Source organism: Sphingomonas kyeonggiensis (assembly GCF_014204495.1).
In the GTDB taxonomy this organism is placed as follows: Bacteria; Pseudomonadota; Alphaproteobacteria; order Sphingomonadales; family Sphingomonadaceae; genus Sphingomonas; species Sphingomonas kyeonggiensis_A.
Map to the genome: position 1 here is coordinate 326,458 of NZ_JACHLN010000004.1, position 13,405 is coordinate 339,862.

Sequence of the window (13,405 nt, forward strand, 5' to 3'; positions counted from 1 at the left end):
AACGTGAACTCGTATTGACCGGCCGTCAAGCCGCCTCAGAGGGTGGCGAAGGTCGCCAGCAGCCGGTCCCAGGCACGATTGGCCTCGGCGGGGTTGTAGACCTGGCTGTCCGGCGGGCACCAGCCGTGCATCGTGCCCTTGTAGACCTCGATCTCGGCGGGGAGCTTCGCGGCGGCGAACGCGGCGCGCAGCTTGTCCTTGTCGCCCGGCGCGCGGCCGTCGTCATTCTCGGCGATGGCGATCAGGAAGCGCGCCTTCATGGTGGGCACCAGCGCGAGCAGCCCGTCCGCCGCAAGCCCGCCGCCATGGAAGGTCGCCGCGCCGCGTACCCGGGCGGGCGATGCCGCCGCGGTGAGCATCACCAGCGGTCCGCCCATGCAATAGCCGGTCGTCCCGATGCCACGCTTCCTGTCGACTTCCTTCTCGCCATCCACCCAGGCGATAAAGGCCGCCGCGTCGCGCTGGGCCGCCTCGTTCGTGAGCAGCGCCCGCCACGGCGTGACCTTGGCACGCAGGGCATCGTCGAACCCCTGGCCTTCGGTGACGAACGGCGTCTTGGTCGAGCGGTAGAACTGGTTGACCGTCAGCACCGCATAGCCCGATTGCGCGAGCCGGTCGGCCATCTGGCGGAAGGCGGGGCGCAGGCCGAAAATGTCCGGCCATACGATCACGGCGGGATGCTTGCCCTTGGCCGGTGCGACGAAATAGGCATCGCAGCTGCCGTCCGGCGTGACGATGGTGACGTCGCGCCCCCTGATCTCCGCCGCATTGGCCGGAACCGGCAACAGCGCGACCACTCCAGCCGCAGCCGCGCCCGCGCCGAATTCGCGCCGGGTCATCAGGAAGTCGGCGTTGTCGGCGGCGGTCAGGTCGTCACACATGGGATCTCTCCAGGATGCGCGCCCGGCCGTCCCGAGTCGCGGACGCGAGGCTACACGCCCCGCCCCGTCCTGCCGAGGCTCGACAGCGCGCCCCGCCCGCTGCCATGCTTCCCGCCTGCAAAGGGGGAGGCAGCACATGGATCTTCAGGCCTATTTCGCGCGCACCGGCCAGCCGCAGCCGACCACGCCGGACCGCGTCACGCTCGCCCAGCTGATGCAGGCGCATCTCGCAACCTTTCCCTTCGAGAATATCGACGTGCAGCTCGGCACGCCCATCTCGATCGATCCGGATGCGATCTTCGACAAGCTGGTGACGCGCCGGCGCGGCGGCTGGTGCTTCGAGCAGAACGGGCTGTTCGGCCGGGTGCTGGAGGCGCTGGGCTATGACGTCCGCCGCATCTCCGCCGGCGTGATGCGGCACGTGATCGGCGAGATGTCGCTGGGCAACCATCTCGCGCTGCTGGTCAGGCTGGAAGGCCGGCTATGGCTGGTCGATGTCGGCTTTGGCGGCAGCCAGGCGGCACCCCTGCCCTTCGAAGCCGGGAATGCCCAATTCGCACCCTATGCGGTGGCGCTGCGCGAAGTGGATGGCTGGTGGCGCTTCGAGGAGCGCTATGGCGAGGGCGATCCGTTCAGCTACGATTTCAGCGATGCGCCCGCCGATGAGGCGCTGTTCGCCCGGCGCTGCGCCGAGCTGCAGGCCGCGCCGCAATCGCCCTTCGTCCAGAACCTCGTGGTCCAGCAGCGCCGCGGCGACATCCACAGCATATTGCGCGGGCGCGTCCTCATCACGCGCAGCCCCGAGGGCGAGACGAGCGAGACCCTCCAGAACGCAGAAGCGCTGGTCGAGCGGCTCGACCAGCGCTTCGGTTTGGCGGTGCCGGAAGCAGCGGGGCTATGGGACGCGATCTGCGCCCGCCACGCTGCCCTGTTCCCGGACGCTTAGTTGCTGTTGTTGGTACGGAACAGTGTCTCGGCGGTGTGCTCGATCGGCGCGGCCGGCGCGTCGTCGCCATGGCCTTCGGCCTCGCGGGCCGCGGCGGTGCGCTCGGCGCGGAGCTGCTCGATCAGCGCCTCGCGGTCGCCCTCGAGGCGGGTATCGACCTGCGCCTCGATGCCGGCGGCCTTGGCGGCCTTGGCGACCAGCGCGTCAAGCTCGCGCTGCGAAGTGAGGCCCAGCGTCACCGGGTCCTTCGGCACGATGTTGGCGATGTTCCAGTGGCTGCGATCGCGAATCGCGGCGATGGTGGTGCGGGTGGTGCCGATCAGCTTGCCGATCGCGCCGTCCGAAATCTCCGGATGGTTGCGCAGGATCCAGGCGATGCCGTCGGGCTTGTCCTGGCGCTTCGACACCGGGGTGTAGCGCGGGCCCTTGGTGCGGCGGACCTGCTCGGGGCCCTTGAGCATCTTGAGGACGTAGTTCGGGTCCTTCTGGCCCTTCTCGATCTCGTCCATCGTCAGCTCGTGCGCGCGGACCGGATCGCGACCGGTGAGCTTGGTCGCGGCGGTATCGTCGGCGATCGCCTGGACCTCGAGGATATGCAGGCCGCAGAACTCCGCGATCTGATCGAACGAGAGCGAAGTGTTGTCGACCAGCCAGGAAGCGGTCGCATGCGGCATCAGCGGCTGGGCCACTTTTCGTCTCCAGAAATAGAAAGGGCCACCCTTCACGGGTGGCCTGTCACGGCGCCGACTTAATGCCATGCGGCGCGAAGAGCAAGAAAAAGGGACAGCTGAAGAGTCTTACAACAATCGTCACTCCGGCCTTGAGCCGGGTTCCCGCTGCCTTGCCCTGCAAAAAGAAGAAGCAGGATCCCGGCTAAAACCGGGATGACGACGGGGGAAATGACGTTCCCAACCTACGCCGCCGCCCGCTCCCCATGCATCGGATGCAGCGCATTGAGGAACTGGCGCGCGCTGGCTTCCCAGGTGAAGGTCCGGCCATAGGCGGCACAGGCCGCGCGATCCCGGGTCAGCGCGATGCCGATCGCCTTGGTCAGGTCAGCATCCATCGCGCCGGTCTCCGGGGTCAGCACGTCGATCGGCCCGGTGACGGGATAGCCGGCGACCGGCACGCCACAGGCCAGCGCCTCGATCATCACCAGCCCGAACGTGTCGGTCTTGCTCGGGAAGACGAAGACGTCGGCGGCGGCATAGGCGGATGCGAGCTCGGGGCCGAACATCGGGCCCAGGAACTTCGCTTCCGGGAAGCGTGCCTGAAGCGAGGCGCGGGCCGGGCCATCGCCCACTACCACCTTGGTGCCCGGATGCGAGGTCTTCAGGAAGGCCTCGATATTCTTCTCGATCGCGACGCGGCCGACATAGAGCTGCACCGGCCCGTCCAGCCCCTGCATCGCCGGATGCGGCGCGATGCCCGGGTGGAAGTTCGCCAGGTCCACGCCGCGGCCCCAATGCTTCACATGGGACAGGCCATGGTCGATCAGCGACTGGCGGATGGAAGGGGTGGAGGCCAGGATCGCCTGGCTCGGCGCGTGGAACCACTTGATGTAGCGCCAGATCCATTCGGCCGGCACGCCCGATCGCGCCGAGACATAGTCCGGGAACTGGGTGTGGTACGCCGTGGTGAACGGCATGTCGTGGCGGATGCACCAGCGCCGCGCGGCAACGCAGAGCGGCCCCTCGGTCGCGAGGTGGATCGCCGTCGGATTGAATTCCTCCAGCATCGCCCCAACGCTGGCGACCCGCGCCAGCGCCAGCCGGATCTCCGGATAGGTCGGGCACGGCAGCGAATAGAAGAGATCGGGCGAGATCACGATGACCTTGTGGCCCTGTTTTTCCAGCACCGCGCGCACCGATTGCAGCGTGCGCACGACTCCGTTCACCTGGGGCTCCCAGGCGTCTGTCACTATGGCTATCCGCACGGGTCCGACCTCCGTTGCCGCCGTCACGCAGCCGCCAGTCTGACCCCGGACGCTAGTTCGCTTTCGCGCTTCGCCATCTCTTCGGCCCAATGGAGAATTTCCATCGTACCGTCGTAATGCTCCACGAGCGCGGTGCAACCCTCCACCCAATCGCCGTCATTGTAATAGGCGATGCCTTCGATGTCGCGCATCTCGGCCGTGTGGATATGTCCGGCGATCACGCCGTCGACTCCCCGCGCACCGGCTTCGTGCGCGACGATCTCTTCGAACTTGGAAATGAACTCGACTGCGTTCTTCACCTTGGCCTTGGCGTATTTGCTCAGCGACCAATAGGGCATGTCGAGCATGCGGCGGACGCGGTTCACCAGCCGGTTGAGGCCCATCATCATCTCGTAGGCGGCATCGCCCAGATGCGCTAGCCAGCGGTGCGACATGGTGATCGCGTCGAACTCGTCGCCGTGCAGCACGAGCAGGCGGCGGCCGTCGGCGGTGGTGTGGATCGCCTGGCGGCGGATATGCACGCCGCCGAAGTTCAGGCCCGAGAACTGGCGGAACATCTCGTCATGGTTGCCCGGGATATAGACGATCTCGGTGCCCCGCTTGGCGCGCTTCAGGAAGCGCCAAACGATGTCGTTGTGCGAATCGGGCCAGTAGAAGCGCTTCTTGAGCGCCCAGCCGTCGAGGATGTCGCCGACCAGGTACATCACGTCGCAATCGACATGATCGAGGAAGTCGATGAGCATTTCGGCATTGCAGCCACGCGTGCCGAGATGGACGTCGCTGATCCAGACCGTGCGGTAGCGCTTGCGCTCGGTGACCGCCTTTTCGGGGATCGACGGAGTCGAAGCGTGGAAGTCCGCGAGATGCTGCGTGTCGAACGGAAGCCTCGTGATCGTGGCCATTTAACCAGCCCTGCAAATGCCCTTGCCTGGACCGGGTAAATGGCCGCGGAATATTACATTTCGAATCGTTTCGACTTCACGCGGATGTCACAGAACTGTGCATAATGGTCAGATTCCGCCCGCCGAATCAGGCGGTTATCGGAATATGCCGCGGATGCGCCGCGACCCGGTCGATCCAGGCGCGGACATTCGGATAGGGCTGCAGGCTGAACCCGCCATCCTCCGCGACATGGGTATAGGCATAGAGCGCGATGTCGGCGAGCGTCAGCCGGTCGATCACGAACCAGTCGCGCGCCTCAAGATGCTCGTCCATCAACGCCAGCGCCGCCTCGCCCGCCGCCTGCTTGCCCGGCAGATTCGCCTGCTGGACCGCGCTCAGCTGATCGAACCCCACCCACTTCGCCCAGAAGCGCAGCGTCGCGACATTGGGCTCGTGGTTATACTGCTCCCAGAACAGCCAGCGCAGCATGTCCGCTCGCTCGAACCGATCGTGCGGGATCAGATCGCTGCCATCGGCTAGGTAGAAGCAGGCCGCATTGCTCTCGGGCAGGAAATCCTCGCCGACCTGCAGCGTCGGGATCCGGCCATTGGCGTTGACCTGGGCGAGGAATTCCGGCGTCCGCGTCTCGCCCTGCATGATGTCGTACTCGCGCCGCTCGAGCGGCAGGCCGAGATGCGCGGCGGTCAGCCGGATCTTGTAGCAATTGCCCGAGGCGGCATATTCGTGAAGCACCAGCGCGGCCATCATTCCCTCCCTTTTTTGTCTACCCGCCTTTCGAGCGCTCCCGCACCCCGGGTCCAACAAATTGCGCGCACCCAATCATAAGCCCAGCTGATCGATCCACACGGTCCTCGGGGCAATACGCCTACGCATTGGCCCCTAGGCACGCTCCGCCCCTCTATAAACCGAAATGGGGACAATGGAGACGCCGCGTGCACGGCCTGGACAGTATCAGACAGGAACATCGCGAACTGCTTCGCCTTACCGAAGCCGTGATGGAGGCCGCCGGCGCGATCGAACCCAGCTTCGACAAGATCGCCGCCGCGCGCCACGCGCTCGGCCAGGCCGGCAGCCGCCATGTCATCGGCAAGCTGTCGACGATCACCCAGGCGCTCCAGGCCAGCGCCGACCCCGCCCACCGCGCGCTCGGCCGCCGCTTCACCGACGAGCTGATGACTCTGCGCCAGAGCGCCAGCGAGCATTACGGCCTGTGGACGATGGCCCGGGTGAAGGAAGACCCCCGCGAGTTCCGCATGGCGGTGCGCAGCCAGTATCGCGCGCTCAAGGCGCGGGTCGACTGGGAAGAGGCCGAAGTCTTCCCCGTCGTCGCCCGGCTGCTCGCCGCGCCAGCCAACCCGGCGCAGCGCGCCGCAGGAATCAGATAAGCCCGTTCTCCACGCGCCAGCGCACCGTCCGGCGGTGCCACAGCCAGATCGCCAGCCCCAGCCCGGCAAGGAACAGCCAGCCCCAGAGGTGCGACCACCAGGGGATCATGCTGGTCGCGCGCATGTCGCGACCATTGGCCTTGTCGAGCGCGGCGAAGCCCAGGTCATTGAGCGGCGCCGCCACCACGCCCCAGTCCGAGCTGAAATAGAGCACATGGCCATATTCGGCGGTGTACCAGAAGGGCATGCCGAGGAACGTCGTCTCGCGCACCGAATAGCCGAGCCGGGGCGCGCTCATATTGGCATGCGACGCTACGCCCCGCCCGACGCCGTACTGCGCATATTGCGCCCGCTTGATCGCGATATACTGCTCCACCTTGCTCGGGACGCGCTCGATATGGACGCCATAGTCGTCGATCGCCGAGATCATGTCGCCGAGCTCGGGCGGCACCTTAACATCGGCCAGCGCATCCACCGTCGGCCGGCTCGCCGCCACCCAATAGCGGTCCGACAGCACCAGCGCGTAGAGCAGCAGGATCGCCAATGCCCCCACAACCAGTGAGAACGCCCATTCCTTCCGAACAAATCCCATAGGTCCCCTCCCCCAAGGTGCCTGTGCCGAAACGCTCTTCACGCTTCGTCATCCCAGCGAAGGGGATGACGGTGCAAACGATCAGTTCCCCGAGCGCGCCTTTCGCCCGCCGGACGGCGCCGGCCTGCCGTCTTCATCGTCGGACGATGCCGCCACGATGTTCTTCGAGCCGAGGTCCGCCGCGCCGGCGACCAGACCGTCGAGCGTGCCGCCGTCGAAACCCAGTTCGCGCATCAGCCCGTCGATCACCGGTGCCTGGGCCCGGTAGCGCAGCGCCGCGGCGACCGCCGAATTTGCTAGGTTGCGATCGCCTTCCCCGCCCGCATCCGCGACACCGGCCGCACCGCCACGCCCGGTGATGCCGTCGACCTGGACGATCTTGATCGAATCGATCGCCTCGAGCGGCTTGGAGGCTTCGCGGATCACTTCCGGCAGCACCTTGAGCAGCGCCAGCTTGGTCTGGAGCGACATGGTCTCGGACGAGAGCAGGTTCGCCGCCTCGTTGATCGCGCGCTGGCCGGCGGCTTCCACTTCGAAGCGCACCCGGTCCGCCTCGGCCTTGAGCTTGGCGGCCTCCGCCTCGCCCTCGGCCTGGAGGCGGGCCGCCTCGGCGCGGTCGGACGCGGCCTGCTTCTCGGCATCGGCCTGCACCTTGATGCCGATCGCGGCACGCTCGGCCTCACGCGCGGCGTCGATCAGCTCGATCCGCTTCTGGCGCTCGGCGACCTCGGCCTCGCGCGCGGTGCCGACGCGTTCCTCCGCGACCACCGCCTCGGCACGCGCCTTGTCCGCCTCGGCCTTGGCCTGGCTTTCCTCGCGGCTCTTGTTCTGCACCGCGATCTGCTGCTCCTGCCGGGCAAGCTCGAGCGCCTGTTGCTGCGCGATCTTGGCCTGCTGCACGGTGCGGTCGGCCTCGATCTGCTGGCTGTCGACCAGCTTCTTGGCCTCGATCCGCGCCTGATCGGCTTCCTGCTGGCGCAGCGCCTGCTCGCGCGCGACTTCCGCGGCCTGCTCGGCGCGACGCATCTCGACTTCGCGCTCCTGCTCCAGCCGGGCGAACTCGGTGTCGCGGCTGATCAGGAAGGACTGGCGCTGCGCCTCGAGATTCTTGCTCTCGATCTGCACGCGGGTGTCCTGCTCGATGTCGTTGCGCGCCTTCTTGCGCAGCTCGATCTGCTCGGTGAGCTTGGTCAGGCCCTCGGCGTCGAACGCGTTGTTGGCGTTGAAATGCTCGATCGACGTCTGGTCTAGGCCGGTCAGCGACACAGACTCCAGCTCCAGGCCGTTCATCGCGAGATCGACCGACGAGACCTGCTGCACCTTCTGGACGAAGTCGGCGCGCTGCTCGTGGAGCTGCGCCATCGTCATGCCGGCGGCGACCGAGCGCAGCGCGTCGACGAACTTGCCCTCGACCAGTTCCTTGAGCGCATCGGGGTTCATCGTGCGCATGCCCAGCGTCTGCGCGGCGATCGCGATTGCCTGGGCATCGGGGCGGACGCGGACATAGAATTCCGCCTTCACATCGATGCGCAGCCGATCGAGCGTGATCAGCGCGTCCATGTTCTTGCGCTCCACCGCGAGGCGCACGGTGTTCATGTTCACCGGCATCGTCTCATGGAACACCGGCAGGACGAGCGCGCCGCCGTTGATCACCACCTTCTCGCCGCCAAAACCCGTGCGGACGAAACCGATCTCCTTCGAGGCGCGCTTGTAGAGCCGCGCCAGCGTGAGGCCGAGGATCAGCAGCGCGAACAGCGCGATGCCGGCATAGATCAGATACGGAATCATCGAAGTGGCTCCTGCGGGCACGATCGCGTTCATGGGGTCACCCATCCAGACGTGGTAAGTGGAAATCGCCGCGCGAGATCGCGCGGAAGCATTCGCCCTCGCGGCGGACAAGCAGCACGCGCTCGCCTTCCTCGAAGACCTGGCCGGCATTGTCGGGCTCGACCATGATGTAGTGGACCTGGCCGTGGTGGTCCTCGGCCCGCGCCCGCGCCGGCGAGCCGGTGCTGGCCCGGCCGGTGACGATCTGCGCGCTGGTCCCGACCAGCACGTCGAGCGGGACGGCGGTGGTGAAGTCGCGCGGCAGGATCGGCGCCAGCAGGCGCGCGGCAAGGCCGGTGAGCGGCAGTGCGGCGACGCCGACCAGCGGCACCGCGGCGACGGTCGACAGCGGTTCGCCGGTCCAGTCGCGCAGCAGCTGCTGCAGCGCCAGCCCCCCGATCCCGAAGATCGCCAGGAAGACCACGATCAGCATCAGCAGCGGCAGCCGCCCGACACCGAGCCAGGAAAGGAAATCGAAGTGAAAGTCGCCTTCGACGTGCAGGTCCGAATCCACGTCGTGGCCGAAGCCGATCACCTGCACCAGGCCGATGAGCAGCATCAGCAATACCGCGACGACGAACGCGAAATTCCCCTCCGCGAGAAGAAACGCAAGCACCCTGGATCCCCCGATTCGAAGGGGGATGCTAATTGCCGGAAACTCGTTTCCCTAGCGAAATCGGCACCGTTTCAGGGGGCTGGGGCGTAGAGTTGGTAGCCCCGCCCCTCTTTGCCGCCATCCATCTTACTACCGTCGTCCATCTCTCTACCGTCATCCCCGCGAAGGCGGGGATCCAGAGCCAAGCAACAGGGAGTGTGAGGCCAGCCTTGCCGTTTCCGGTAAGCGCACGTTCAATTGCTTCGCACTTCCCGAGCTACCCTGGATCCCCGCCTTCGCGGGGATGACGAATTTGAGTGCGGAGGGTGGCCGGCGCGCCCTGCTCTCACCCCACCGTCAGCACGATCTTCCCGACATGATCCCCCGCTTCCATCCGGGCATGCGCACCAGCCGCATCGGCCAGCGGGAAGGTCTCGTCGATCACCGGCTTCAGCTTGCCCTCGGCCACGAACGGCCACACCGCGCGGTGGATCTCGTCGGCGAGCAGGCTCTTGAACTCCACCGAGCGCGGGCGGAGCGTCGATCCGGTCAGCGTCAGCCGCTTGCGCATGATCTCGAAGATCGGGATCGTCGCCTGCAGCCCGCCTTGCACCGCGATCGAGACGTGCCGCCCGTCTTCGGCCAGGCACTGGAGGTTGCGCGGCACATAGTCGCCGCCCACCATGTCGAGCACGATGTTCACGCCCTTGCCGCCGGTGATCTCCTGCACCCGCGCGACGAAATCCTCGGTCTTGTAGTTGATCGCGTGGTCTGCACCGATCCGCTTCGCAGCTTCGCACTTCTCGTCCGATCCGGCGGTGACGATGATCGTCAGCCCGAACAGGTTGGCGAGATGGATCGCCATCGTGCCGATGCCGCTGGTGCCGCCGTGCACCAGGATCCAGTCGCCATCCACGGCATAGGCGCGCTCGAACACGTTGCTCCACACGGTGAACAGCGTCTCGGGGATCGCGGCGGCCTCGACCATCGAGATCGCCGGCGGCACCGGCAGGCACTGGCCGATCGGCGCCACGGCATATTCGGCATAGGCGCCGCCCGCGATCAGCGCGCAGACCGGCGTGCCGATCACTTCGCCTGGAACGCCCTCGCCCAGCGCGACCACCTTGCCCGCGATCTCCATGCCCAGGATCGAGGGGGCGCCCGGCGGCGGCGGGTACATGCCCTTGCGCTGCATCACCTCGGGGCGGTTCACCCCGGCGGCGGCGACCTTGACCAGCACTTCGCCCGGCCCCGGCTGCGGTATGGGGCGCGACACCGGCACCAGCACCTCGGGCCCACCGGGCGCCTCGGGATCGATTGCCAGCATCGTTTCCGGAAGAGCCATTGCCGTGTCGCTTTCGAACGCAGGAGAAACCGTTGGCCTTATTGACATCGGCCCTGCCAGGGTCAACGCTGCCTCCCATGGACGCCGACGAAAATCTTCCGCGTCGCAAGGACGACCTCGTCGCCCAGCTCGGACGCCAGGACCTCGATCCCCTTTCGGTTGAGGAACTTAGCGAGCGCATTGCGATGCTAGAGGCCGAGATAGATCGGACTCGAACCAAAATTTCACGCGCCATTAACCACCGCGCAAGCGCGGACGCTCTATTTAGGAAATGAGCGTGACGGCACCGGAGATGGGGCGAAACGCCATTCTACTCCGGTGCGGGGCCGCTGCGCTTGATGCGGGGCCCATGCCTCCCGACATAAGGGGAGACAGGGGCCGCGTATCCTTTTCGGCCCACAGGAGTTGTAGCTGAATGCCTAGTTTCGCCTCCGCCCTCGAATCGACCCTCCACAAGGCGCTCGAAGCCGCGAGCTCGCGACGCCATGAATATGCCACGCTCGAGCATCTGCTGCTCGCGCTCGTCGACGACGAGCATGCGAGCAAGGTGATGAGCGCGTGCGGGGTAGATCTGGGCGAGCTCAAGAATACCGTCGCGCACTATCTCGATACCGAGCTCGAAGCGCTCAAGGTCGATCAGGCGACCGATCCGTCGCCGACCAGCGGCTTCCAGCGCGTCGTCCAGCGCGCGATCCTCCACGTCCAGTCCTCGGGCCGCGACGAAGTGACCGGCGCGAACGTGCTCGTCGCGCTGTTCAGCGAGCGCGAGAGTTATGCCGTCTATTTCCTGCAGCAGCAGGACATGAGCCGCCTCGATGCGGTGAGCTATATCTCGCACGGCGTCGGCAAGGGCGGCACCGGCAGCACCGAATCGACTCCGCCCAAGGGCGCTGCGGACGAGGACAAGTCGTCCAAGCAGGAAACCAAGTCGGGCAAGGGCGAGAGCGCGCTCAAGCAGTTCACCGTCGATCTCAACGAGAAGGCGAAGAACGGCAAGGTCGATCCGCTGATCGGCCGCGGGCCCGAAGTCGATCGCACGATCCAGATCCTGTGCCGCCGCTCGAAGAACAACCCGCTCTATGTGGGCGATCCGGGCGTGGGCAAGACCGCGATCGCGGAAGGCCTGGCGCGCAAGATCGTCGAGGGCGAAGTGCCCGACGTGCTCAAGGAAGCGGTGATCTACTCGCTCGACATGGGCGCGCTGCTCGCCGGCACCCGCTATCGCGGTGACTTCGAGGAGCGCCTGAAGCAGGTCGTCAACGAGCTGGAGAAGCTGCCCCACGCGGTCCTCTTCATCGACGAGATCCACACCGTGATCGGTGCCGGCGCCACCAGCGGCGGCGCGATGGACGCGTCGAACCTGCTCAAGCCGGCGCTGTCGGGCGGCTCGATCCGCTGCATCGGCTCGACCACCTACAAGGAGTTCCGCAACCACTTCGAGAAGGACCGGGCGCTGCTCCGTCGCTTCCAGAAGATCGACGTGAACGAGCCGACGGTCGAGGACACGATCAAGATCCTCGCCGGCCTGCGCTCGGCGTTCGAGGAGCATCATCACCTCAAGTACACCCCCGACGCGATCAAGTCGGCGGTGGAGCTTTCGGCGCGCTACATCAACGACCGCAAGCTGCCGGACAAGGCGATCGACGTGATCGACGAGGCCGGTGCGATGCAGATGCTGGTACCGCCCTCGAAGCGCAAGAAAACGATCACGCCCAAGGAAATCGAGCAGGTCATCGCGACCATGGCTCGAATCCCTCCGAAGAGCGTGTCCACCGACGACACAAAAACGCTCGCGAACCTGGAAACGGATCTCAAGCGGGTGGTGTTCGGCCAGGACAAGGCGATCGAGGTGCTGTCCTCGGCGATCAAGCTCAGCCGTGCAGGCCTGCGCGATCCGGACAAGCCGATCGGCAACTACCTGTTCTCGGGCCCGACCGGCGTCGGCAAGACCGAGGTGGCGAAGCAGCTCGCCGAGCTGCTCGGCATCCCGCTCCAGCGCTTCGACATGTCCGAATATATGGAGCGTCACTCGGTCAGCCGCCTGATCGGTGCCCCTCCGGGCTATGTCGGCTATGATCAGGGTGGCCTGCTCACCGACGCGGTCGACCAGCAGCCGCATTCGGTGCTCCTGCTCGACGAGATCGAGAAGGCGCATCCGGACCTGTTCAACATCCTGCTGCAGGTGATGGACAACGGCAAGCTGACCGATCACCACGGCAAGACGGTCGATTTCCGCAACGTGATCCTGATCATGACCACGAATGCGGGCGCGTCGGACATGGCCAAGGAGTCGATCGGCTTCGGCGAGATGAGCCGCGACGACGTTCAGGAAGAGGCGGTGAAGAAGCTCTTCACCCCCGAATTCCGCAACCGTCTCGATGCGATCGTGCCGTTCGACTATCTGCCGCCGGCAGTAGTCACGCGGGTGGTCGACAAGTTCATCCTCCAGCTCGAGCTGCAGCTGGCGGATCGCGGCGTCCACATCCAGCTCGACGAGGCGGCGAAGAACTGGCTCACCGAGCGCGGCTACGACAAGCTCTATGGTGCGCGCCCGATGGGCCGCCTCATCCAGGAGAAGATCAAGCAGCCGCTGGCCGAGGAGCTGCTGTTCGGCAAGCTCGTCCATGGCGGCGAGGTCAATGTGAAGCTCAAGGACAATGCCCTGAGCTTCCAGGTCACCCAGGCCGCGCCCAAGCCGAAAAAGGGCAAGAAGGAAGCCGCCAAGGCTTCCAAATAAGCCATCGCCCAAGCCAATGTACGGGCCGGGAGGAAACTCCCGGCCCGTTTCATTTTGCCCGGGCCCGCTTCTGCGATAGTCTCTCCGTCGCACCGAAATTCACTTTGGTCGCCGGAAGAGCGCTGTTCGTCGTACGCGACATGACCGCGCCGCTTCGCGTGCATAGCCGGGCCGCCGCCACTCCCCAGGCCGCGGGTTCGATCGGCACGGGGACATAACCGGCGACTATGGTTGATGTGTAATATACGAATAACACAC

13 protein-coding genes are annotated in these 13,405 nt (G+C 66.0%); 4 read left to right on the forward strand and 9 right to left on the reverse strand.

Annotation, left to right across the window (positions count from 1 at the left end; translation table 11 throughout):
* Positions 1–35 precede the first annotated feature (35 nt).
* Positions 36–881: a dienelactone hydrolase family protein gene (locus HNP52_RS20610; RefSeq protein ID WP_184170060.1), complete on the reverse strand. Its 846-nt coding sequence runs from the start codon at positions 879–881 to the stop codon at positions 36–38.
* 136 nt (positions 882–1,017) lie between these two features.
* On the opposite strand from HNP52_RS20610, the gene HNP52_RS20615 reads away from it, so the two are divergent.
* The gene (locus HNP52_RS20615; RefSeq protein ID WP_184170063.1) at positions 1,018–1,827 is read left to right on the forward strand and encodes an arylamine N-acetyltransferase; all 810 of its coding nucleotides are present in this window, start codon (positions 1,018–1,020) and stop codon (positions 1,825–1,827) included.
* Here HNP52_RS20615 and HNP52_RS20620 read toward each other — a convergent pair.
* The 4 genes from HNP52_RS20620 to HNP52_RS20635 all read right to left on the reverse strand — a co-directional run bounded on the left by HNP52_RS20620 (position 1,824) and on the right by HNP52_RS20635 (position 5,413).
* Positions 1,824–2,516 carry a DUF1013 domain-containing protein gene (locus tag HNP52_RS20620; RefSeq protein ID WP_269574360.1) on the reverse strand — a complete coding sequence of 231 codons (693 nt, stop codon included), beginning with the start codon at positions 2,514–2,516 and terminating at the stop codon, positions 1,824–1,826. The two genes, HNP52_RS20615 and HNP52_RS20620, sit on opposite strands and share 4 nt — an antisense overlap.
* A gap of 224 nt (positions 2,517–2,740) precedes the next feature.
* Complete coding sequence (locus tag HNP52_RS20625) at positions 2,741–3,763, reverse strand: glycosyltransferase family 1 protein (protein ID WP_184170066.1); 1,023 nt, start codon at positions 3,761–3,763, stop codon at positions 2,741–2,743.
* A 23-nt stretch (positions 3,764–3,786) separates the two neighbouring features.
* Positions 3,787–4,665, reverse strand: a complete 879-nt coding sequence (locus HNP52_RS20630) for a UDP-2,3-diacylglucosamine diphosphatase (protein WP_184170069.1) — start codon at positions 4,663–4,665, stop codon at positions 3,787–3,789.
* Positions 4,666–4,792: 127 nt separating this feature from the next.
* Positions 4,793–5,413, reverse strand: a complete 621-nt coding sequence (locus HNP52_RS20635; protein WP_184170072.1) for a glutathione S-transferase family protein — start codon at positions 5,411–5,413, stop codon at positions 4,793–4,795.
* 185 nt (positions 5,414–5,598) lie between these two features.
* Here HNP52_RS20635 and HNP52_RS20640 point away from each other — a divergent pair, with 185 nt between their 5' ends.
* Complete coding sequence (locus HNP52_RS20640) at positions 5,599–6,051, forward strand: hypothetical protein (protein WP_184170075.1); 453 nt, start codon at positions 5,599–5,601, stop codon at positions 6,049–6,051.
* Here HNP52_RS20640 and HNP52_RS20645 read toward each other — a convergent pair.
* From HNP52_RS20645 to HNP52_RS20660, 4 genes are all read right to left on the reverse strand, one after another.
* Positions 6,044–6,643 carry a hypothetical protein gene (locus tag HNP52_RS20645; RefSeq protein WP_184170078.1) on the reverse strand — a complete coding sequence of 200 codons (600 nt, stop codon included), beginning with the start codon at positions 6,641–6,643 and terminating at the stop codon, positions 6,044–6,046. The two genes, HNP52_RS20640 and HNP52_RS20645, sit on opposite strands and share 8 nt — an antisense overlap.
* 81 nt (positions 6,644–6,724) lie before the next feature.
* On the reverse strand, positions 6,725–8,431 hold the full coding sequence (locus HNP52_RS20650) for a flotillin family protein (protein ID WP_260396285.1): 1,707 nt from the start codon (positions 8,429–8,431) through the stop codon (positions 6,725–6,727).
* A gap of 37 nt (positions 8,432–8,468) precedes the next feature.
* Positions 8,469–9,086, reverse strand: a complete 618-nt coding sequence (locus HNP52_RS20655) for a YqiJ family protein (protein WP_184170082.1) — start codon at positions 9,084–9,086, stop codon at positions 8,469–8,471.
* Positions 9,087–9,411: 325 nt separating this feature from the next.
* Positions 9,412–10,410 carry an NAD(P)H-quinone oxidoreductase gene (locus HNP52_RS20660; RefSeq protein ID WP_260396287.1) on the reverse strand — a complete coding sequence of 333 codons (999 nt, stop codon included), beginning with the start codon at positions 10,408–10,410 and terminating at the stop codon, positions 9,412–9,414.
* Positions 10,411–10,487: 77 nt separating this feature from the next.
* Between HNP52_RS20660 and HNP52_RS20665 the strand changes: the two genes are divergently transcribed.
* Together HNP52_RS20665 and clpA are read left to right on the forward strand one after the other, a co-directional pair.
* Positions 10,488–10,685 (forward strand): DUF1192 domain-containing protein, encoded by a 198-nt coding sequence (locus HNP52_RS20665; RefSeq protein ID WP_184170085.1) that lies wholly within the window; start codon positions 10,488–10,490, stop codon positions 10,683–10,685.
* Between the two features lie 140 nt (positions 10,686–10,825).
* A complete protein-coding gene (clpA, locus tag HNP52_RS20670) occupies positions 10,826–13,147 on the forward strand; it encodes an ATP-dependent Clp protease ATP-binding subunit ClpA (RefSeq protein ID WP_184170088.1) in 2,322 nt (773 codons plus the stop codon).
* Positions 13,148–13,405: the final 258 nt, after the last annotated feature.

What these genes read in the sequence shown, in the direction of transcription:
- HNP52_RS20610 (WP_184170060.1), bottom strand. Translation starts at nt 881, where the DNA reads ATGTGTGACGACCTGACCGCCGCCGACAACGCCGACTTCCTGATGACC.
- HNP52_RS20615 (WP_184170063.1), top strand. Translation starts at nt 1,018, where the DNA reads ATGGATCTTCAGGCCTATTTCGCGCGCACCGGCCAGCCGCAGCCGACC.
- HNP52_RS20630 (WP_184170069.1), bottom strand. Translation starts at nt 4,665, where the DNA reads ATGGCCACGATCACGAGGCTTCCGTTCGACACGCAGCATCTCGCGGAC.
- HNP52_RS20635 (WP_184170072.1), bottom strand. Translation starts at nt 5,413, where the DNA reads ATGATGGCCGCGCTGGTGCTTCACGAATATGCCGCCTCGGGCAATTGC.
- HNP52_RS20645 (WP_184170078.1), bottom strand. Translation starts at nt 6,643, where the DNA reads ATGGGATTTGTTCGGAAGGAATGGGCGTTCTCACTGGTTGTGGGGGCA.
- HNP52_RS20650 (WP_260396285.1), bottom strand. Translation starts at nt 8,431, where the DNA reads ATGATTCCGTATCTGATCTATGCCGGCATCGCGCTGTTCGCGCTGCTG.
- HNP52_RS20660 (WP_260396287.1), bottom strand. Translation starts at nt 10,410, where the DNA reads ATGGCTCTTCCGGAAACGATGCTGGCAATCGATCCCGAGGCGCCCGGT.
- HNP52_RS20665 (WP_184170085.1), top strand. Translation starts at nt 10,488, where the DNA reads ATGGACGCCGACGAAAATCTTCCGCGTCGCAAGGACGACCTCGTCGCC.
- clpA (WP_184170088.1), top strand. Translation starts at nt 10,826, where the DNA reads ATGCCTAGTTTCGCCTCCGCCCTCGAATCGACCCTCCACAAGGCGCTC.